The organism is Runella rosea (assembly GCF_003325355.1).
Classification (GTDB): domain Bacteria; phylum Bacteroidota; class Bacteroidia; order Cytophagales; family Spirosomataceae; genus Runella; species Runella rosea.
On record NZ_CP030850.1, the window covers coordinates 6,533,524 to 6,554,395 of the forward strand.

A 20,872-nucleotide genomic window follows, 5' to 3' on the forward strand; every position below is an offset into this window, starting at 1 on the left:
TTATCGTTTAGAACGGCGTCGCAGTTCGATTAATACTGTTTTTTTTACATTCAGTGGTACGGTTTTTAGGAGCACTTCCCAAGTGCTGAAAAGAATCGTTCCGTACTGTGGGCGTGCCGGTATTTCAGGTAAAAATCGCATGGTTGTAAAATGAATTAAAGGGTGATTGACTCAGATCAGCGTGTCGACCAACGGTTTACCTTGGGCTGATAGCGTCTTTCCTGAAATGATGCAAAGCGGTTTCGTGGTTTTATCCAACGAATCCTGACATTGGCATTGGCGGGAAGCGCCTGGCCCATGGATGATTTAAGGCCGTTGAGGCAGCTTTTGCAGGGTTGATCCTGAATCAGCATCTGGACTCTCTGAATGTTATCAGCAAATAATGGGTTTACCTGTCGCTGTCGTTTTAGCCATTCAATGGCTTGGCTTTCAGGGTGTACGTGTGTGGTGGCTGAAGTGGGCTGCCACGTGACCATGTTCATTGCGCGGGCATCGGGTTCGGGCAAAAAGACTAGGCCGTTTCTCGATTCATCGGTGTACAGGTACGGAGTAGTGGGCGTTCCAGTGTTTGTTCTACGATAGATGGTCGGTGGGTCTTCGCTGAAATGTTGGAATGCCGATGAGGGTACCTGTCGCCGAAAAATGATGCGAATGACCGCCGATGACCGCTCTGGCGGAGTATCCCAACTATCGGTAAGATCGAAGGGGCGGAAATCATCCGCATTGTCCAATAACGTGGTCAGGCTCTGCCAGTCGTCCTGCGCTACAGGTTCTTCCACTGGCTCATCGTAATCAAAAGGCTCGTTTTCGTCAAAGAATTGCATGATGCTGAAAAACGTTTTGAGTTCTCTCTGAATCCTTTTTTACAAAAAATAGATTCAGAGAGAAACGTGAAAGCTTGTTTAATAACGTGTCGGCTGGCTGGGACCTACAATACGGCTGTTGCGTTGCGGGCCGTTTTTCTCGGTCATCAAACGACGCTGAATCAACACCGACGGCTGCATATAACTAGCTTCGGATTGCTGAGCATCGGCCGAAAGGTCCACTCCCGTAACCGTGCGGTAGGAGTGAATGTAGCGCTGAATATTATCGCGGAAGTTGGTTGCCCAACTGCCAGCTACGATGGTACTTTCTTCGTTGGACCAGTCATGCACCCGAATTGAAAGCAGAATGATTTCACCGTACTGCGCCAAATCGTAATAATGGGTAATACTCGTACTGCCCCAGTTCTGAATTTGCTTCATGCGGTCTACGCGGTCCATCCAACCCTCACGATAAGGTACCATGATACGGCCGCCCAAAAACTCCCTCATTTCTGGCCGAGCCAGCAAATACTGTTGGAGCATCATTTCCTGACGGGCCGTCCAAGTCAGGTTTCCGTAGGCATTGTGGTTACCTTCGGCCAATAGTAAATGCACTTCTCGCAGGTTGTTGAGGATGGGAAAAGCATCGGCAATGCGGGTCGTGTCGTCAGATTCTTTGAAATAAATTGACGTGCCGTGTAGTAAATTATGAAAAGCTTCCAGAAACTTCGAACGACTATCGACTGATTTGAAGGTAGGCACCGCTCGTCCCTGCAACGACAATCCGTAGGTATGGTCGTATTCATAGGCGCGGCGTTTGATGGTCAGGGTGTGTTGTTCATCCTGAATATATCCCCAAAACAGGTTGGCCAGCGGTCGTAGTGGGTCAATATCGAGTTGAGACAAAGGATCGGTGCCTTGGTTGGTGGAGATGTTCTGAAACCTTAAACTGATGGCGTTCATGGTTTGTACCAACATTCCCTGCTCTACCCAGTAGCTCCAGATAAGCTCAATGCCTGGCAAATAATTGATGCCAAAGACATTTGGGGCCAACGGATGGCTGGCCAATAAATCATCGCGCCATTCATCAAGTCGACTCAGAATGTTTTGGAGATAAGGTGTGTAATCACCGTCGTCCGCGTTAGAACTTGGATAACTGTCGATGTAAGAATCAATGGTGCCAGTATAGACGTTGTTGGTGGCCCACAAATAAGCCTGTGCGGCTGATTTGAGCAGTCGATACGCATTGATGTTAGTAAATGGCAAGGGATGAAGCTGCTCGTTGCGGCTCGTAACCTGATTAGCAATTCTTGAATTTTGCCCAATTTTTCGCAAATCAGCTAGACGGGTCGAAGGGGGACGAAGTGCAATGGGCGGAACCTGCCCGGTGCTTTGCCCTCCCAGAATTCCGTCCATCAGGCTGTCAAAGAGGCGAAAGTCAGGCACTCGGGCCTTGAGAGCGTCCCATAGTTGTTGGGTCGAATGTTCAAAATCTTCGGTATTTGCCCTTTGTAAATATACTTTCGAGCCCCGATTGAGTGCTTCTTTTACGTTTTCTAGCCCTTTTCGCATCCCAGTATCTGCCCCACCGAAGATGAGTTCTTGGGGAGGATAATGCCGGTAGTTGCTCAGCTTTCCCTTTGCGTCATATTCTGGAACCGATGGAACAAATTTGATACCGCCCAGTTTACCGAATTTTTGAAATAGGTTTTTAAACTCCTCATTGGGAAGTGACCAAAGTAGTTTTTCAGGTTTCTGGGTATTACTCAATAACTGATATTGCTGCTCCCTAAGCAGGGTATCAAGCGCAATATCATGCTGGAGGTCAATCTTTCCGCACTGCGTCGCTTTAAAAACAATGTTGTGCTTTTTGATTCTTTCCACATCTGTGACGGGCTCTCCGTTGATATGGACCGTCATGAAACCCATGATCGGTTGATTGGTGTTTTCGTCAATGACCGAATCGCACAATTCGAACAGAAGAGACGTAACTTCCTCGGGAACTTCGGGCTCTGGGGGGCATTTTTCTTTCAGACACTCTTCTATTTTACTGCCCAATCTTTCAAAGTTTTGGTCAAACTTTGTGCCTAGCCCATCTACTTTCACTTTGATTTCTTGGACATCCCTTTCAATGCGTCTAACATCCTCTTTGGTGTTCTTTAAATCGACGTTTACGCTTAGCAAGTTAAGTGAGTTGCCTTTGGGAGGTGTTAATTTAATGGTTGCTGGCTCACAGTATAAGTAATTGATTTCTTTATCAATGCACACAAATAATACCTCATATGTTCCGACTCCGTATCGTTCAGCCACTTCCTTCAATTCAGACATGGCCATCGGGTAGGCAACGGACGGTTCAATGGAACTATCAGTGGCCAATAAATGCTGAATTCCCTTATCTTCTAACACATCCACTCCCTCTTTTCTGATGACGAAATTCCAGCTATAGTCATTGAGGGCGTCGAGCAAGATGGGAGTCCCGTCGGAGGCTATGACCTGAAACATCAGTTGCCAGTAAGCAGTAGTCCAATTTGGAGGGGTCGGAGGAATTAGTAGGATTTTGGAAGGTGTTTTATTTTCCATGATTTTAATTGTTTTAAATAGGAATTAATTCAATTTTCCTCGGCTTTCGGCCCTTCCCAAGGCCCAGCGGTTGAGGTATCGGGAAAGAAGATAGCTTTCGGTGGTGGCATTGACGCGCCCATCGGCCCGGGCCTGCCCAATGACCGCAAATGTCAGGGAAGGAGAGAGGGCGCTGTCATCGGTTGCTGGTTGGCTGGCGACGGTTGAATAGAGCTCCCTTAATCGCTCAGGTTGACGGTCTTCGTACGGAAAAATATCCTTCAACGCCTTGTTTGTCAGATATTTGGAGTGGTGGTTAGTCAACAGTTCGGTGAATTCAGGCATGACCTGTTCCAAGTCCCTGATGATACCCCGTTTATCTTCCTCCAAATCTTCCAAAGGATAAAGCTGTTGCCAGAGATGCTCAAATCGTTGCCATTGCGGGTCGGGATAGAGCAAGGCGCCTGCCGACAGACTCAGCTTGACACGAATCCACGGAAAAGGGTGCGGGTCGTCGAGTTTGATACGAAACATGAAGTACTTTGGCAAACTCACGACATTCATCAAGCCCTGCGTGGCGGTAATACCCAAATGGCCCGTGGCCCAAAAGTCAGCCACAATCTCCGAAATCCATCGTTCGTACAGGGTCCAAGCAATGTGGTGGGAGGGAGGTGCCTGGGCGATTTTATTTTTGAGATCTTTTCGTAACGTTTCTACCAGATTCAGCAACGCAGCGCCCTGATGACCCACTTCATGAATCAATGAAGAGGCGATTCCGCTACCAATCATTCGTTCCCGTGGCACTTGGATGATAGCAACTGGATTATAATCACCCCCTGGCAGGCGGGTACGGGCACGTCGAATGGCCGCTCCGTGCCCCCGTTCCAAAAAACACATCACTGGAGGAATCTCATATAACCCATCTTGCGGTGCCAGCGCATCGGTTGCTACCACATCTAAACCCGCAATCCAGACGCCTGTTTGGTGTTCAGAACGTTGGGTAAGGACATCGGCAAAAATATCCAACTGATCGAGTATATTATTAAATCGAAGCTTTAATACCGCATAAGCTGCCTGCGCTTCGGCGGCATTGCCAAAGGTTTCGTCCGCCTCGCCCCTCAGTTGGGCTAGGTAAGTTTGTACCTTTTGCCGGAGTTCCGTTTTAGCACTCACCAAATGGTTGGTGATGGCCCTGAGTGCTTCGTTGGAAGGACCAGCCGCGCTTACCATGGGGGTACTCAATGAAAAAGGTTGCAACTGCCCTAGCCGGGTGAGCATCGAAAGGGCTTCGTTTTTGAGATAGTCCCGAATCATGTCGGAGGGATTTTTAGATGCCGTAAATGATAATGCTACTTCCCCGACGTACCCAGCGCCCGCTGCGTCCGCCCCCAGTTGGAGTGCTGCTGGGGTAAGCGTTGCTGCCGTACGAAGTGGGAGCACTCATCAGACCTGGTGCATACCGACGGGCAGATTCTATCATGGCAGTACGGGCGGCCTGTTGGGGCTGGTACGAAAGCTGAGGCGAGCGGGCGGTACGGCGAGCAGCATCGGAAGCAAAACGCACATACGCCCGGGCAACTTCAAATTCGCGGTCTTCTGCGCTTAATCCTTCCAACTCCAGCCCAAATGCTTTTCCGGCCATTCCTGCCAATTTTCCGCCAATGGCTCCTCCTACACCGGGCACTACCAAATTGCCCAAGGCTGCCCCTGCGATGGGAAGGGCTTTTTTCGCTACACTTTTGAGCATTCCTCCCAAGGCCTTTCCTGCCGATGATTTGGCAAAGTTGCTGACTCCGCTCGCTACTTTTTTGAACAGTCCACCCAGAAATTGCTCCAACTCTGCCTCGTTGCTGACCGAGAGCAACTCGGTGGCCAATTCCATTTCCAGTGCTTCGTGCATTTCGCCTGACATCTCGTTGCCAAACTCAAAGGTTTCATTGCCAAATTCAAAGGTTTCGTTGCCAAATTCGAAAGACTCTTGTCCGAATTCATTGCCAAATTCAAACCCTGTTTCGCCGACGGTACGATCAATGTTGTGCATGATTGAAAAGAGTTAAAGTGAATTGAATTGTTTTGAACTTCCTGATTACTAATGCCGTGCCAGTGGGTCAAAACGCCATTTTGGATTGTTTTAGTAAATAGACGCGAAGTGTTGTTCGCTTTTTTTAAGCGACAATGCGAACATTTTTTCGCACCGTGTTTAGGGCGATTTACCGTTTAGTAAGTAGTCAGGTCTTTTGCTTGTTTTCGAAATCATTTTTAGTATTTTCGTCACCCCGTATTATTTTTTACCGCGCAGAATTATGAAATACCCAACGATTTGGTATAAGGATTTCACGCGCCATTCTCAACGTTCGCGAGACGCGTTATTGAAATCACTCGCTACTATCAAGGCATGTGTTAAAGACCATTTTGTGGCCTCTGCTCCTGGATTGATTTTGCTGGATACTGCTGATACCTCCGACGCCGTCTGTGTTTTATTGGAAGAAGCGTTTCAGCGGCATGAGCGAACGATTGTGGTGATTTTTGACAACGAGATGTACCGCTCGGAAGTGATCTGGGAGTTGCTATTTGCGGGAGCATCGAAAGTGTATGATTTTGAACATACTCCGCTGATTCATCAGGTTATTGAAGAGCAGCTTAATCGTTGGCATACGATTGAGGGATTGATACAAACCGATTTTGTAAAAGAAAACCTCATCGGAGAGTCTGCCATTTGGAAAAATACCCTTCGCGAAATGATTGAGATTGCGACGTATTCGGAGTCTTCAGTGTTAATTATCGGAGAAAGTGGCACGGGCAAAGAAATGCTTTCCCGATTGGTGCATCATTTTGATCCACGTCGTCCCAAAGGAAATATTGTGTTGGTAGATTGTACTACGATTTCGCCAGAACTATCTGGAAGTGAGTTTTTTGGACACGAAAAAGGAGCTTTTACAGGAGCAGTCAACGCCCGCGAAGGTGCTTTTTCATTGGCCAATAATGGCACCCTTTTTTTGGACGAAATCGGCGAATTGCCGCTACGCTTACAGGCGGAGTTATTGCGCGTGATTCAGGAAGGTATGTATAAACCCATCGGAGATAATTTTTGGAAAAAAACGGTGTTCCGGTTAGTGGGTGCCACCAATCGACTGCTGGACCAAGAGGTTCGCAATGGAAGATTTCGGCTGGATTTGTATTATCGCTTGTCGTCTTGGGTTTGTAAAGTGCCATCTTTGGAAGAACGACGCGAAGATATACCCCTTTTGGCGCAGCGTTTTTTTGAAAAATCTTTCCAAAAAAGAGACCTGCCGTCTATTGATGCTTCACTTATGGCTTATTTGACCTGCCGCTCTTACCAAGGCAATGTGCGTGAACTACAGCAATTAATTCAGCGGATTGCCAATCAGCATGTAGGCAAAAGTCCGATTACATTGGCCGATATTCCGAGCCTTGACCGCCCTGAGCGTCAGATTTTGGTAGAATCGTTACCTTCTTCAAACGATGAATACCAGAATGCCATTCAGAAGATACTAGAGCGTGGGTTGAACTTGCGGGAGTTGAGGGATTTGACCACCCAAACGGCGATTGAATTGACATTGCGTCGGGAGAAAGGGCGTGTGGCTCAGGCGGCCAATCGTTTGGGTATTACGAGCCGAGCCATTCAGTTTCGGAAAACCCGAAAACAAGAGGAATAATGGCTAATCTTCTGGGCGGGGTTCCAATGCCTTGGAATCAATCAAGTATTCGGAACGATAATAATGCCGATGAAACAGGAATATCCCTGCTCCGATACAGAGGGTGATAATCACTAAAATAGGCACCCTAAACATAATCACAAAGTAGAGTGCAATGAACGTGTAGATTCCGAGCTTCAGCAAATGCTCCATGGTATGGTGTTTCTGTAAAAAACGCCCGAAAATCAGCCATAGCAGACTGATTAATAGCCCCCACCACTCAACTGTATACAAAAAACTTATTTCTTTGGGCAGGTAACGAAACAGAAAAAGTGTTTCGGGAAGCATAAGCAATGCAAATAAACCGCTGTACTTGTAGAATCGTTGCGCCAACGTAAAGGGAAGGTTGCGGAGCATGGGAAGTTGCACATGTTCAAATTCATATAAATGCAGCACTAACACCACGTGTACAATGCCGATGGCAGTTCCAGCCAGCGAAAACAGACGCTCATCGTAGGTGTCGGTAGGATAGATTTTACAGACTCCCACCACCACGACGCAGGTAAAAGCTTTGGTCAAAAACAGCAAAATGGGCGCTTTATTGAATAAATACAGCACAAAATACGACCAATATGGTTTGGTAAATCGGCGATTGAAGAAGGCTGAAAGTTGATTGAGATGGGTATCGGGATTGGGGCGAAACAGCCGGTATTCGTATGCCCATACGCCCGTGAGCGGCAAAATTAGTAAATAACTAGCCGTTATAATGACGGCTTCGGGTTGCCCCAGTTTCCAGCCATAATAACCTACAAAGGCGGCATACGCCAACACGGGCAGCCAAAGCATCATTTGAATTCCCCAGAGTAGAATCCAACGGATGGATTTGGGAATCAACACCAATTCATATAGAAATGCGTGCGAATCCCACAGGAATCGTTGCCGAACAAAAAAAAGCGTTTTAAGATGATACAACGCCCAAAGTCCAAAAACCAGCAGCAACAAAAAAGGGGAGGCAAACACGTAGGCCGATAGGGCTATGTGGTCTTCGGGGCGAAGAATACCAAATCCAAACATCAGGCTTAAAAACAGAAACCCGGTATTTTGGCGGTAATATTCCCGAACGAGGGTTTTATATAGGATGTTCCAAAGTGAAAGCAAGGGATGAATGGGTTGAGAACTGAAAAATGAAAAACAAAAAACTGAAAAGGGAGCTACTACGGGGTGTTCCGCGCCCGCGCAGTGTTTAACCGGACGTACTTAGGGCCGATGAGTCGAAATTGATTCTGGTTGAATTGAGTGATTTTTAACACGGAAAACTGTTTGTATTGGCAGTTTTTCAAACATAAAATCTTGATGTGATGATAACAAAAAACTGACCCCCTGGGCGTGATAATCGCGGACAAGTTCGTATACTTTCAACACCGTAGAATCGTCAATCGTAATGAGCGGTTCGTCCAAAATAATGACTTTAGGATTGCCCAAAAATGCCAACGCCAATGACGTTTTTTTTAGCATTCCGCTGGAGTAAGTGCCCGTAGGTTGATATAAAAATGGCTCAATTCCGAGGGTGTCAATGAGTTGGTCTACTTGCACCGCCTTGGCCCGTTTGGCGGTTGCCACAAATTGAATGAGGTCGTTGGCCGTTAAGAATTCAGGGTAATCGGGTTCGGCTTCGCCGTAGTTGATGCTGAGCCGGTAGGTGGTGTGGTCGCGGCGTATGTCCATTCCGCCGAGTGTAATTTCACCCTCAAACGGTAACATTCCCGCTAATGTTCTAAAAAAAGTGGTTTTCCCCGAGCCATTTGCTCCTTTAAACCAGTGAATACCTTCCGTCAAAACCAAGTCGGGCACTTGGATTACCAAATGCCCGCCGTAGGATTTTTTAAGATTTTTAATGACAATCATGTTTCGCAAGGTGAGATAGAAAAACAAAAATAAGGTAACGCTAATTTGCTACTGCACCTGCGAGATTACTTTTTGTTCTTTTCGGGTTTGGGCCACTTTCAGTACCTGTTTCCCGATTTTAACGCCGCAAACATTACCTTCATCACATCCCGAACGGTAATGAATTCCGCCGTATAAACGACTGATGCTGGCCATTAGCGACGCTTCTCTGAATGATTTAAAGGATAAAACCCCGTGGCCATGTTTAAATTCGGTAGAATCAGTAAAAGCTACATTATCGCCGTGTACAAAGCTCAACACCTCAGCGGCGGCGGCTGAAATGGTGCTGTGTCCGCTGGTATATTCAGGAAAAGGCGGTGTTTGTAGGAAAGGCTGCCATTTGGGATCAATATCGGAGTTGATGACCGTTTCGGGGCGGACTTTGGTGCTGCGGTATTTTTCATCCCAACACGCAACAAACGCGTCCAGCAGGGCAATTGAACTCAGTGCGTAGCCTTCCACACTTTTTTCAAAAGAAGCTTTGGTGTTTCTGGATACCGTTTCATGAATAGCCAGCCAGTGCCCTCCAGGTGTCATTTTTTTATTGGCAAACATGACGTGTCCGACTACATTCATCACAAATGGGTTGTCGTCCCAAAACCATGCGATGCGTTTTTGTTCTTCGGTAAGTTTATTGCCAATTTCATACACTTCCCGGGTTTCGCGCCAAAACTCACTGTTTTTGTCGGTGCTCCACATTGGCGGCCGAGGCGGCATGAACTGCGTAATAGAATCAAGGGTTAGGAGGCGGATTTTATTCCATTGAGGTTCGCAGGCATCTGCGTATGCAGGAGGGGTAGGAACCCACGTCCCGGGTTTGTTGGTCACTGTAAATCGAATGCCGCGTGTTTGCTTGTAGCTATCTTTGGTCGAATACCGCATCACATGCGCGGCCACGCTGTCGCCGTAGGCCATAGAGTTTTCGATGACCTCGCTTGGCACGCCCATGTCCTCGTATTTTTTGTAAAATTCTTTTTCGTATTCGTCAAAAAAACTGGCCGAAAAAGTAAGGTTACGGGCTACTTTCAAAAACGCTCGGGTACTAGCCAACGGAAAGCAATATTCTTTGTCGGCATCTGGGGCGGTTGGGGCGGTAAAGCCTTTAAGTTTTCCACCCAATGATTCATAAGCAGGATAACCAGGAACCATTGCTTCATAGCCTGCAAGGTTGGCGTATACGTAAATACGACTCGCCACGGGGGGCTTGAAAATGTCATGAATGATAACTTCGGTAAGCAATTCGACCGATTGATGATAGAGTTCAGGGTCAGCAGCTTTGGCGTTGTATTCTTCGGGAGGTAATTTGGGCTTACAGGCACTCATCAGCAAGTAAACGACTCCCACGCTTACCAGTAAAGACTTTCTCAACATAGCTTCCAGAAAAAATCAAAATTAAAATTCAAAAAAACATACCTTAGTGAGCGCAAATTTACGAAACGATACCGTCAATAAATTGATTTTTATCAGTTATTTAGGGAGTACCTGCTGGGCGTAGGTCTATATACGAAAAAAGCCGCTTTCCCATGAGCGGCTTTTTTACACAAATAGTTACTTATTTTTACTTTCTTATTTTTTTTGCCGTATACGGAACACATTTAACTATGCAGCAGTTAGCGCTGGCCTCAATAATAATGGGACAGCATCCTTCCGTTGGGCAAGTGCCTGAAGTTGAGGTGTATGTATAGGTGCCGCTTTCTTCCAACAACACCTGATTTCCCTGAGCAATAGCGGTGGTAGAACCCGTTTTGAACCACTTTACGCCAGTAAATTGTCTAGGGATGGTCAGTAGGGCTTTTTCACCTCCGCAAAGTTTGATGGGTACGCTGAAACATTGACGGTCTAGGTCATCTTCCAATTCTGATTGATTGAAAGGTGTACTGTCTACATCCTTTTCGTTGGCCTTGCTGATTTCGGCGGTATTGAACCAAACGCCCTGCCCTATCACTTTTACTTTGATGGTCAATACCACAGTATCTCCGTTTATCCCGATAGCGCCGATGGTCCATTTGGAGGTTAGGGGATTATAACTGCCAGCGGTTGTATTGTTAGATAAGCGCTTGGTAGAGCTGCTGAGGTATTGTACACCCGCGTTGAGCGAGTCAGTGACCTCTACCCCAGTGGCGAAGCTCGTGTTTTCGTTCCATACTTTAATTGTGTATTGAATGGTGTCGCCGATTTGTACGAGTTTTTTACTGATTGATTTTTTGAGTTTTAAATCAATCAGAGTGTCACAATCCTGTACTGTAAGGATAACGGGTGTTCTCAGTGCGCTAACTCCACCGCAATTTTGGGTAGTTCCGCGTGCTTCTACGTAGAATGTATCGGTGACACTGGCGGTGCCAGCAGGCTTATAATTTACCACTCCCGTAGCTAATGCAGAACCTCCCGTGGCGTTGGCGTACCAATCGGCGGTTACCCCGCTCAATACGGTTACTTTTAAGGTTGGGATTGTATCTCCTACACATGCAAACACATTTGGGCTGATGGCTACTGGGGCAGCGGGGGTACAATTACACGCCACAGGGGCTAAAATGGTGGTGTCAAACTTACAGATTGAGGTTAGGCTGTCCGTAATTTTCAAACTTATCGTTGGAGGAATATTGCTTACGGTGTAAGGGCCGTTGCCGCTGCCTGCTAGGGTACCTGCATTGACTTTGATGGTGCCGTTTTTTTGGGTTACGTTAAACGTTACGCTGTATGATTTTTTGTCGGGCGCACAGGTGGGTGCAGCAAAGGTAAAACTCGTTTTGATACAGGCGGGAGGGCAGGGAAATTCTCCTACAAAAGGATAATTATGTACTTCACCCCCAGAGGCTTCGTGGGTAAGGTTACCACCTACCACCAATCGACCGTCAAAATTACCTCCTGTTAAAGTAGCGTTTCCGTTTGGAATAATGGCTGAGCCGTAAAAAGTGCCTATAAACGTAACGTTTGTAGCTTGGTGAAAATTAAAGAGTAACCGAAACAATGAGGGCGAACCTGCCGCTGGCGTAACTGCATTCACCGAGGGCATTTGAACATTTGTGTGGGTCGAGCCGCTGACGTTTACCACAACAGAAGCACCAGCTGGGATATTTTTAAACAGAAAATTCTTCCAACTAGACACATTGAATACTTGCACAGATGAGCTGTTATTTCCAATCAATGTATCACCGCTCAGGGTTCCAGTAGGGGTAAGCGTAGCCCAGTAGAGGCTTTTGGTAGAAATATCAGTTAAACAACTGTCGATGTTTAGTCCTATTCCGCCCATCCCAAGGCTATCGGTGACGGTGATGGTGTTGGGCAAATTGCTCTGATACGTGCCACCCATTGCGATGCCTGTTCCACCTACGCCGAACATATTGGTCGAGCCCGTGATGGTTCCACCAATCAATAAAGCTGGCAAATTGGTGGAGGCAATCACGTAGGTTCCGCCGCCAGAGGTGCCGATGCCATAGTAAGAATTGTAAGGAATACTTGGGTTGCCAAGGATTAAATTGCCTTTAATGGCCACGCGTCCTTCGATTTCGGCGGGCACGCCCTGACCTCCATCTTTTACGTTGAAATTACCACCAACCAATACGTTAAAGACTTGACTGTACCCTCTGACTTGATTGTTTGGCCAATTGAACGGGAGGGGAAGATAAGTGGTATTGATAGGGTAGCCGCTTTGATTGCTGTCCTGAATTAAGTCATTGTTGGCGTCGGGGGCTAATGTTAGCGGTGGGCAGTCTACACCCACACATCCGCTCAGCTTAGTTCCTAGTCCACAGTTTTGGGCCTGCGCTCGGCATAGACTGGGGCTTAGTAAAAAATAAGCCACCACGAAAGACGATAATAGATTTAAAAATGTCCTTACAGTTAAAGCCTTTGGGTTAGATAGTAGGTGTTGCATTGCCTTGATTGTTTTAATTTCAGCTTCAAACCAAGGCCTCTCAATAAGTGTGCCATTTTTTTAAATGGGCTAATTATTTATGTATTTATATCCCTATTTGGTTGTTTTTTGGAATTTTTAGGGCTAAAAAAGGTTTTTAAATATAAAATGGATATTTCTTGAAATTAGCGTTGATTTAAGCATTTTTGTGGGAGTGAACTACGAGGCATGTATAAAACTCCGCCTTGCCTAACAGGTTTTATGCGCTACATTTTGCCATTTATTGTTCCAACTAAAAAAAAGCATTCGTGATGAATTCTAGCGGTTACTTATTTTATTCAACCCTTTCATAATCAAAGTTTATGGTGGAATCATCTCGGAAAAAAAGCTTGAAAAGTTGTAATTCTGAAAACAAAAACGTATTTTTCACCAAGCTAAAACCAACAACGCAACGTTTTAGATAAACAAAACGTAATCAATCATTATTAAACCATTTACATCGTTTGGTAGAAAAAATAATTTCCTTGGAAGATGTGTCTCTAGTTGACTTTCTCGGCGTAGAAAACAACCACATCAAAGAAGTTGCTGCCGCTTTTCCAATGAGTAAAATCATTTCACGCGGCAACGAAATACGTGTAATGGGCACTCAGCCCGAGATTATCCGCATCAGCGATATTCTGGAATCCCTTCTGCAACATTACCAGAAATACGGCAAAATCACCAACGAAAATGTACGTCATTACCTGACCGCCAATGGAGGCTCCGTTGCGCCGCCGCACGTATTGGAAGACGAAAAAGACGTGATTTTGTACGGTACCAAAGGAGTGGTAGTGAAGGCCAGAACCGCCAACCAGCGGTTGATGGTGGAAAAAGCGGCCGAGAGCGATTTACTTTTCGCCATCGGACCGGCAGGAACTGGTAAAACCTACACCGCAGTGGCTATCGCGGTGCAGGCGTTGAAAGAAAAAAAAGTAAAAAAACTCATTATTACCCGGCCAGCCGTGGAGGCGGGAGAAAATTTAGGGTTTTTGCCGGGCAATCTGGAAGAGAAAATTGATCCGTATTTGCGCCCTATCTATGACGCACTTGACGATATGATTTTGGGTGAAAAATTAAAGTTTTACCTTGAAAACCGAATTGTCGAAATTGCCCCCCTTGCGTACATGCGCGGGCGAACTCTAAATAACGCTTTTATCCTGCTCGATGAAGCTCAGAATACGACCCCTTCGCAGATGAAGATGTTTTTGACGCGGATGGGACCCAGTTCAAAAGTGATTATCACGGGCGATAAAACCCAGATAGATTTACCGAAAAATCAAAAGTCCGGTTTGAAAGATGCGCTTGAAACCCTGAAAGATGTAAAGGGGATTGCCTTTGTCGAGCTTGATGGACGTGATGTAGTGCGCCACCGCCTCGTCAAAGACATTTTGGATGCATATGAAAAGAAAGAGAAAGAGTAGTGAGCAGTTGGCAGTGAGTGGTTGGATAAAAAGACTGCTCACTGCCAACCGTTTTCTCCGTGTTTTTTTACTTCTGAATTTTTTACACCTTGCTTCTTATGCGCAGCGCTGTGCTGCCGTTCAATATGATTCAGCCATTGCGAAGCGCTACCCTTATTGGCGCCTAAAACGCACAATGCTCGAAGATTCCATTCAGTCTTATTTAAAAAATGCTACCACCGACCGCAGAGCTCGGCAAGCGGCGATTTGCGCCCAAGTTCGTATCCCTGTTGTAATTCATGTGGTCCATAATAATGCCGCTATGACGATTGGTGGGCGCGATAATGGCAACATATCGGATGAGCAGATTTTGGCTCAAATCAGAACCCTAAACGAGGACTACCAACGAAAGTCTGGAACGAGGGGTTTTAATACGAACCCCGTGGGAGCTAATACGGGGATTGAATTTTATTTGGCCAATGAAGACCCCGACGGAAATCCAACCAACGGAATTACGCGTCATTATTACAGCGCTAAAAGCACTTTCGACATCTTCACCGATGACCAAACGCTGGCCAATATTGTAAGTTGGCCCACCGACCGCTATCTCAATATTTGGGTCAGCCGATTTGGTAATAATTACCTAGGAATCGGGCAGTTTCCATCGGCCACTGGCGTAAAGGGTTTGGACAGTGCCAATGAGCTGTTGGAAAAAACGGATGGGGTTTTTATTGACTACAAAGTATTCGGGTCGGGCGGGGCAGTAACGAGTAAACTGTACAGCCTAGGACGTACCACCACCCACGAAGTGGGTCATTGGTTGGGATTGATTCATACATGGGGAGACACCGATTGCGGCGATGATTATTGCGCCGATACTCCCCCCGCTCAGTCGGGCAATCAGTCAACAAACTGCGGGCCGTTGTTTTCTACTTGTTCAGGTGTTCGTACCCGCAACATGACCGAAAACTACATGGATTATTCGCCTGACTCCTGCATGAATATTTTTACTGTCAACCAGAGTGAACGAATGATGGCCGTGATTGAAAAAGCACCCCGTCGGGCGCGGCTGGTCAAATATTGGTGTTCAAAAGTTCCTTTTGGAGACACGTTTGATGTGAAAGTGTTTCCGAACCCTGCTTCCGACCAAGTAAATATTCAAATCAACGTCACTGAATTTACGGATTTTGAGGTTGAGTTATACAGTATAACGGGCCAATTGGTAGGCAATCAAAAATTCACTGATTATCCAAGTTGGTTGGTTACGTTTCCAACAACAAATATTTCTCCGGGGGTTTATATTGTACGGGTTAAGACTCAAAAAGAGACAGTTAGTAAACGTTTGGTCATTACGCGATGAATGTTTTGCTGCGTGGTTGTATCGCTTTCTGTTGTGGAATCCTTCTGCACAAGGCGCTTCCCGAACATTGGTTGCCCGTAATCAACGGGCCAATCATGGGCGGCGTTGCCGTTGTGTTTATTGCCTTTTTTTTCTTGGTTCTTTTTTCTCGCGGCAACCGTTATTCGTCAGGAACGCTGATGATAGTGCTCTTTGCTGGATTGGGTTGGTTGCGAACACCACCAGCTGTTTTGGAGCAAGATTGGTCACAACTGACGGCTTACGAAGGGGTGGTGGTTTCACCGCCCGAAACCCGCACCAAAACCTACAAAGTTGAGGTTGAATTACGTCGGGGCAAATGGGAAAATAGCTGGCATCCAATGCAAGGCAAGGTCCTGATTTACCTTGATAAAATGGCGGAAAAACCACGATATGGGCAGGTATTGTTGGTGAGGGGACAGCCGCGTCGGGTAGAGCCGCAGCAAAACCCTGCACAGTTTGATTACCAAAAATTTCTGGGCCAAAAACAAATTTATCATCAGCACTACCTGAAAGCCACTGATTTTTTATTTACAGGTGACTATCAGGGCGTATGGTATAAAAGCTGGGCTTTCTCTGTAAGTGAGTGGAGTGATGCGGCTTTGCGGCGGCTCGTTGTTCCCAACCGTGAATATGCCGTTGCGAAAGCGATGATTTTAGGACTTCGTGATGAGATGGACAGCGAGCTGATTCAGTCATATTCGGCGGCTGGGGCCGTGCATGTGCTGTCGGTATCGGGTTTTCACATCGCCATTTTTATTTCGATTTTGACTTTTATGCTCAAACGGTTGGAGAAACGCCGCTACGGGCGGTGGCTCTCGTTGGGTATTACGCTCATTACCATGTGGTTTTATGCGGTGCTCACGGGCCTCTCGGCCCCGGTGATTCGCTCGGCCCTGATGTTTACGATTTTCTTGCTGGCAAGTCCTTTGAAGCGGAAAGAAAATGGTGCAAATGCACTCTTTGGCTCTGCCCTCATTCTGTTAGCCATTGATCCGTTACTATTGTATTCCGTAAGTTTTCAGCTTTCTTACGCGGCGCTGGGAGGTATTATTTTTCTTCAACCTGTTTTATACCAATATTTTACCCCAAAAACATGGTTGGTGGATAAATTATGGGAAATGACCACCGTAGCTCTCGCCGCCCAATTCATAACCTTTCCAATTGCTGTTTATTATTTTCATCAATTTCCAACGTATTTTTTGTTGGCCAATCCTTTTGTGGCGCTTTTGGCCACCGCTATGTTGCCAGTTGCGATGGTCGCGCTGGTACTTTCGTGGGTGCCTTATTTATCCATTCTTCTGGGTTGGGGGCTGACTGGAATTACGTGGTTATTAAATGAAATCGTGATTTGGACCGATTTATTGCCTTATTCTACCCTTAAAGGGTTGTCTTTGTCGGCATTGGAATTGGGCTTGGTATACGGGATCATGTTCATGTTATTGGCATTGGTTTATTATCGACAAATTCGTTGGGGAGGATATGCGCTGGCATTGAGTGCGTTGTTGTGTGGGTTGCAACTGAAGGAGATGGTTTATTTTGCTCGTCAAAAAATTGTAGTTGTTCATTCCGTTTCTCGTCAATCAGTCGTTAGCTTGGTAAATGGGAAGGAGGCTTTACTGCTCGCCGATTCTACTTTTTTTAAATCAAACCAACAACCCTTCAACTTTTATCTTAAGAATTTTTATGACGAACGAAACGTTCGCTCCATTCTACAACAGCCGTTGGTTTCATCCGTAAACCCATCCCGCTTTGTTAAAAATTTACCCTTCGGAAAGCTCATCGTTTGGCACGGAAAAAGCATTTTGTTGGTTGAAGAATCAGTGCAAAAAACAGTTCCTCCCGTGGCAGATTATGTTGTGATTCGAAATACTGCTTTTCGAAAAGTAGAAGAACTTCTTCCCGTTTTTGGAAAACAAAAACTCATTTTTGATACTTCCAATAAATTTTACGCGTTGGAAAACCTCCGTAAACAGGCCAAAGAACTGGGCCTTCCGTGGTATTTCGTCCATGAGCAAGGGGCTTTTTTAGATTTTTTATAAGACGCAATTAGATAATTTAAAGAATATTTGATGGCGACTTGTTTTTATAAAAACAGTTGCCTTACATTTGCATACTAAATCAATAGATATAAAGTATTAATAGTTCTTATACTCTATCCAGTATAGGTATTAAGCTTTAACGGATAGTTCAAATAATTGTATTACTCAAAAAACTACTAAATCTATATTATTGCTATTTATGAAAAATTTTTTCCCACCCAGTTTTATCAGTCTGTTATTTGTGGCTGTTTCAGCTTTTCTTCCTTCCTTTTTATCCGCTCAAAATACGCCCATAATTAATGCGACGGTATCGGGTAAAATACTTGATGCGCGTAGTGGTACTCCATTGATTGGCGCGACGGTATCCATCAAAGGCACCACCAACGGCGCTGCCACCGACGTAAACGGGGAATTTGCGCTGATTACGGGTCAAAAGCTTCCGTTTACGCTGCTTGTATCTTCGGTAGGTTATTTAAAAAAGGAAGTTTTGATCAGTGACAGCAAAGTGGAGATCAAACTCGAAGAAAATGCCAATCAACTTTCTGATGTAGTAGTAACCTCCAGACGCCGTCAGGAAGCGGTACAGGATATTCCGATTCCGATTTCGGTTATCAGAGGCGTAACGGTAGAAGACCAAGGAGCTTTTAACGTAAACCGTTTGAAAGAATTGGTGCCTACGGTTCAGTTCTATGCTTCAAACGCTCGGAATACTACGCTCAATATCCGAGGATTAGGGTCTACCTATGGTTTGACCAACGATGGTATCGACCCTGGGGTTGGTTATTATGTCGATGGCGTATATTATGCTCGTCCAGCGGCTACCGCCCTTGATTTTATTGACATAGACCAGGTAGAAGTGCTGCGTGGCCCTCAGGGAACATTGTTTGGGAAAAACACGACTGCGGGGGCGTTCAACGTGACCTCCCGTGCTCCCTCTTTTGACCCCACCGCCAGCTTTGAACTAAGCTATGGCAACTATGGCTACATTCAGGCAAAAGCGTCTATCTCTGGGCCTTTAAGCAAAAAACTTGCGGCAAGGGTTTCATTTGTAGGTACTCAAAGAGATGGTTTATTGTACAATAGCCGCACGCAAACCAATATCAATGATATTAATAATATTGGAGTGAGAGGTCAGTTTTTGTATAAGCCTACCGACAAGATAAATATTACGTTTATTGCCGATGTTACCGATCAAAATCCTGTGGGGTATGGGTGGCCAGTGGCGAAAGTAGTGACGACTAAACGGGCTGCGTACCGTCAATTTAATGCTATTATTGCTGATTTAAATTACCAACTTCCTTATAAAAGTGCCTTTGAAAGAACCTTAGATTTAGATACTCCTTCAAGAGCGGGTAACGAACTGGGCGGATTATCGTTGAATGCAGATTTTAAAATTGGAAAAGGTACATTGACTTCTACCACTGCTTGGAGATATTGGAAATGGGATCCTTTGAACGACCGAGATTACACGGGTTTGCCCTCATTCACCATATCATCAGGAACCTCAGCCCACGATCAATTCTCTCAAGAACTCAGGTATTCGGGTCAAATAAATGACAAGATAAGTGGCGTAATTGGGGCTTTTGGCTTGTGGCAAGATTTAAGGACAGACCCTGTTCATACTGAAGAAGCAGGCTCGGCGCAGTGGCGTTTTGCCCAAAGCTCTACGAGTGCTCTTTGGAAAACACCTGGTCTTTTTGACAACTTTGGTATAAAAACCACCTACGGGATAAAGAGTTCAAGTGTGGCATTGTTTGCGCAGGCTGACTGGGCGATAACTGACAAATTGCACGTTTTGCCTGGGGTCAGATACAACAATGACACCAAAAAAGCCAACTACAGCCGAGTAACGTATGGTGGTTTGGCTACTACCGACCCCGCTTTGGTGGCCCTGAAAAACGGGGTTTACAGCAACCAAACTTTTGATATAGATGCCTCAGAAGGTAATTTTTCTGGTCAGTTGACACTACAATACAAATTCAACAAGAATGTCAACGCCTTCGCTACATATTCTTTAAGCTACAAGCCGATTGGGATAAACGTGGGTGGTTTGCCAACGGCTGGGGGCCGAGTATTGACTGAGCTGGCTACAGTAAAACCAGAAGCGGTTTCTCATGTTGAATTTGGAATCAAAACCAAACCATCGGCCAATTCAGTTATCAATGTAGTATTCCATAATACCGATATAAAAGATTACCAAACGCAGGTACAAACGCCTGAGCCGGGCGTAAACCGAGGGTATTTGTCCAATGCTGAACAAGTAAGAGTAATTGGTTTAGAAATAGATGGTAACATCCGAGTGAATAATCACGTAACCTTTACGGGGGCCTTTGCTTATACCGATGGTAAATACGTGAAGTTTACCAACGCACCAGTGCCCATTGAAGAAGTAGGGGGAGACCGGGCTTTTAAAGATATTTCGGGTGGGGTACTGCCCGGGATTTCAAAATATGCGGGATCGTTTGGCACTGAGCTTACGGGAAAAGGTAACTTATTGGGTCTAAAAGGTAACTTCTTCGGTGGTCTTGATGTCTATTATCGTTCTACGTTTTCTTCGAGCCCTTCTCCTTCTGCATTTTTAGATATCGAAGGCTATGCTTTAGTAAATAGTAGAGTGGGTTTTCGGGCATCTAATGGCATTTCGTTTTTTGTCTGGGGTAGAAACTTGGGCAACAAGGATTACTATGAGCAGCTTTTGGTGGCTCCGGGTAGTTCTGGCCAAATTGGGGGGATTTTGGGAGATCCACGTACCTACGGCGTTACTTTGAGATACACTCTTTAATTAGAAAATTTACAGTCATCAATCTAAGAAGCTGTCAGATGGTTTGGGCAACCCCGTGCAAAACTATCTGACAGCTCTCAATAATCTTTCGGGTGATATTCGTGTTCACCAAACTTAACCTGTTAAACAGCCAAGACAATGCAAACACATTCTCATACACGCCTTTCGGCTTCGATTACCCATTTGGAAATATTAGGTTTTGACCGGGTAGGTTTTGTCGAGGAAGTTACTCGTTTTATTGCCGATTACGGCCATATTATTAGCGCCAAGTTTGAAGCAGACGGAGTGCGTTCTCAGGGCTCATTAAGTATAAAGTTGGACAATAACGAACGTTTAGACAGCCTACTTGTGCGCTTAAAAGCGATTACGGGGTTGGTGAGAGTCAAACAAATAGTGTAAAAAAAAACTAAAATTAT

15 protein-coding genes are annotated in these 20,872 nt (G+C 45.6%); 6 read left to right on the plus strand and 9 right to left on the minus strand.

Annotated features, from left to right (window positions below; all coding sequences use genetic code 11):
* From DR864_RS29950 to DR864_RS26870, 5 genes are all read right to left on the minus strand, one after another.
* The gene (locus DR864_RS29950; protein ID WP_162794153.1) at window positions 1-141 is read right to left on the minus strand and encodes a hypothetical protein; all 141 of its coding nucleotides are present in this window, start codon (window positions 139-141) and stop codon (window positions 1-3) included.
* Window positions 142-176: 35 nt separating this feature from the next.
* Complete coding sequence (locus tag DR864_RS26855) at window positions 177-824, minus strand: hypothetical protein (RefSeq protein ID WP_114069857.1); 648 nt, start codon at window positions 822-824, stop codon at window positions 177-179.
* Window positions 825-902: 78 nt separating this feature from the next.
* Entirely contained in the window at window positions 903-3,383 is a 2,481-nt protein-coding gene (locus tag DR864_RS26860) for a hypothetical protein (protein ID WP_114069858.1), read from the minus strand.
* A 24-nt stretch (window positions 3,384-3,407) separates the two neighbouring features.
* Window positions 3,408-4,802, minus strand: a complete 1,395-nt coding sequence (locus DR864_RS26865) for a hypothetical protein (protein WP_162794155.1) — start codon at window positions 4,800-4,802, stop codon at window positions 3,408-3,410.
* The gene (locus DR864_RS26870) at window positions 4,690-5,403 is read right to left on the minus strand and encodes a hypothetical protein (RefSeq protein ID WP_114069860.1); all 714 of its coding nucleotides are present in this window, start codon (window positions 5,401-5,403) and stop codon (window positions 4,690-4,692) included. The genes DR864_RS26865 and DR864_RS26870 overlap by 113 nt, the downstream gene beginning before the upstream one ends.
* 262 nt (window positions 5,404-5,665) lie before the next feature.
* Between DR864_RS26870 and DR864_RS26875 the strand changes: the two genes are divergently transcribed.
* The gene (locus DR864_RS26875) at window positions 5,666-7,039 is read left to right on the plus strand and encodes a sigma-54-dependent transcriptional regulator (RefSeq protein WP_114069861.1); all 1,374 of its coding nucleotides are present in this window, start codon (window positions 5,666-5,668) and stop codon (window positions 7,037-7,039) included.
* Window positions 7,040-7,042: 3 nt separating this feature from the next.
* Here the strand turns inward: DR864_RS26875 and DR864_RS26880 are convergent, their stop codons facing one another.
* The 4 genes from DR864_RS26880 to DR864_RS26895 all read right to left on the minus strand — a co-directional run bounded on the left by DR864_RS26880 (window position 7,043) and on the right by DR864_RS26895 (window position 12,836).
* Window positions 7,043-8,176: a hypothetical protein gene (locus tag DR864_RS26880; RefSeq protein ID WP_114069862.1), complete on the minus strand. Its 1,134-nt coding sequence runs from the start codon at window positions 8,174-8,176 to the stop codon at window positions 7,043-7,045.
* A gap of 99 nt (window positions 8,177-8,275) precedes the next feature.
* Entirely contained in the window at window positions 8,276-8,923 is a 648-nt protein-coding gene (locus tag DR864_RS26885; RefSeq protein WP_114069863.1) for an ABC transporter ATP-binding protein, read from the minus strand.
* A gap of 48 nt (window positions 8,924-8,971) precedes the next feature.
* Window positions 8,972-10,333 (minus strand): vanadium-dependent haloperoxidase, encoded by a 1,362-nt coding sequence (locus DR864_RS26890; RefSeq protein WP_114069864.1) that lies wholly within the window; start codon window positions 10,331-10,333, stop codon window positions 8,972-8,974.
* A gap of 187 nt (window positions 10,334-10,520) precedes the next feature.
* The gene (locus DR864_RS26895) at window positions 10,521-12,836 is read right to left on the minus strand and encodes a choice-of-anchor A family protein (RefSeq protein ID WP_114069865.1); all 2,316 of its coding nucleotides are present in this window, start codon (window positions 12,834-12,836) and stop codon (window positions 10,521-10,523) included.
* 482 nt (window positions 12,837-13,318) lie between these two features.
* Here DR864_RS26895 and DR864_RS26900 point away from each other — a divergent pair, with 482 nt between their 5' ends.
* From DR864_RS26900 to DR864_RS26920, 5 genes are all read left to right on the plus strand, one after another.
* On the plus strand, window positions 13,319-14,275 hold the full coding sequence (locus tag DR864_RS26900) for a PhoH family protein (RefSeq protein ID WP_114069866.1): 957 nt from the start codon (window positions 13,319-13,321) through the stop codon (window positions 14,273-14,275).
* Complete coding sequence (locus tag DR864_RS26905; protein ID WP_162794157.1) at window positions 14,253-15,614, plus strand: T9SS type A sorting domain-containing protein; 1,362 nt, start codon at window positions 14,253-14,255, stop codon at window positions 15,612-15,614. The genes DR864_RS26900 and DR864_RS26905 overlap by 23 nt, the downstream gene beginning before the upstream one ends.
* The gene (locus DR864_RS26910; protein WP_114069868.1) at window positions 15,611-17,674 is read left to right on the plus strand and encodes a ComEC/Rec2 family competence protein; all 2,064 of its coding nucleotides are present in this window, start codon (window positions 15,611-15,613) and stop codon (window positions 17,672-17,674) included. Before DR864_RS26905 ends, DR864_RS26910 begins: the two co-directional genes overlap by 4 nt.
* 199 nt (window positions 17,675-17,873) lie before the next feature.
* Complete coding sequence (locus DR864_RS26915; RefSeq protein WP_114069869.1) at window positions 17,874-20,456, plus strand: TonB-dependent receptor; 2,583 nt, start codon at window positions 17,874-17,876, stop codon at window positions 20,454-20,456.
* 138 nt (window positions 20,457-20,594) lie between these two features.
* Window positions 20,595-20,855 (plus strand): ACT domain-containing protein, encoded by a 261-nt coding sequence (locus DR864_RS26920; protein ID WP_114069870.1) that lies wholly within the window; start codon window positions 20,595-20,597, stop codon window positions 20,853-20,855.
* Window positions 20,856-20,872: the final 17 nt, after the last annotated feature.

What these genes read in the sequence shown, in the direction of transcription:
- DR864_RS29950 (WP_162794153.1), bottom strand. Translation starts at nt 141, where the DNA reads ATGCGATTTTTACCTGAAATACCGGCACGCCCACAGTACGGAACGATT.
- DR864_RS26855 (WP_114069857.1), bottom strand. Translation starts at nt 824, where the DNA reads ATGCAATTCTTTGACGAAAACGAGCCTTTTGATTACGATGAGCCAGTG.
- DR864_RS26860 (WP_114069858.1), bottom strand. Translation starts at nt 3,383, where the DNA reads ATGGAAAATAAAACACCTTCCAAAATCCTACTAATTCCTCCGACCCCT.
- DR864_RS26870 (WP_114069860.1), bottom strand. Translation starts at nt 5,403, where the DNA reads ATGCACAACATTGATCGTACCGTCGGCGAAACAGGGTTTGAATTTGGC.
- DR864_RS26875 (WP_114069861.1), top strand. Translation starts at nt 5,666, where the DNA reads ATGAAATACCCAACGATTTGGTATAAGGATTTCACGCGCCATTCTCAA.
- DR864_RS26885 (WP_114069863.1), bottom strand. Translation starts at nt 8,923, where the DNA reads ATGATTGTCATTAAAAATCTTAAAAAATCCTACGGCGGGCATTTGGTA.
- DR864_RS26890 (WP_114069864.1), bottom strand. Translation starts at nt 10,333, where the DNA reads ATGTTGAGAAAGTCTTTACTGGTAAGCGTGGGAGTCGTTTACTTGCTG.
- DR864_RS26895 (WP_114069865.1), bottom strand. Translation starts at nt 12,836, where the DNA reads ATGCAACACCTACTATCTAACCCAAAGGCTTTAACTGTAAGGACATTT.
- DR864_RS26905 (WP_162794157.1), top strand. Translation starts at nt 14,253, where the DNA reads ATGAAAAGAAAGAGAAAGAGTAGTGAGCAGTTGGCAGTGAGTGGTTGG.
- DR864_RS26910 (WP_114069868.1), top strand. Translation starts at nt 15,611, where the DNA reads ATGAATGTTTTGCTGCGTGGTTGTATCGCTTTCTGTTGTGGAATCCTT.
- DR864_RS26915 (WP_114069869.1), top strand. Translation starts at nt 17,874, where the DNA reads ATGAAAAATTTTTTCCCACCCAGTTTTATCAGTCTGTTATTTGTGGCT.
- DR864_RS26920 (WP_114069870.1), top strand. Translation starts at nt 20,595, where the DNA reads ATGCAAACACATTCTCATACACGCCTTTCGGCTTCGATTACCCATTTG.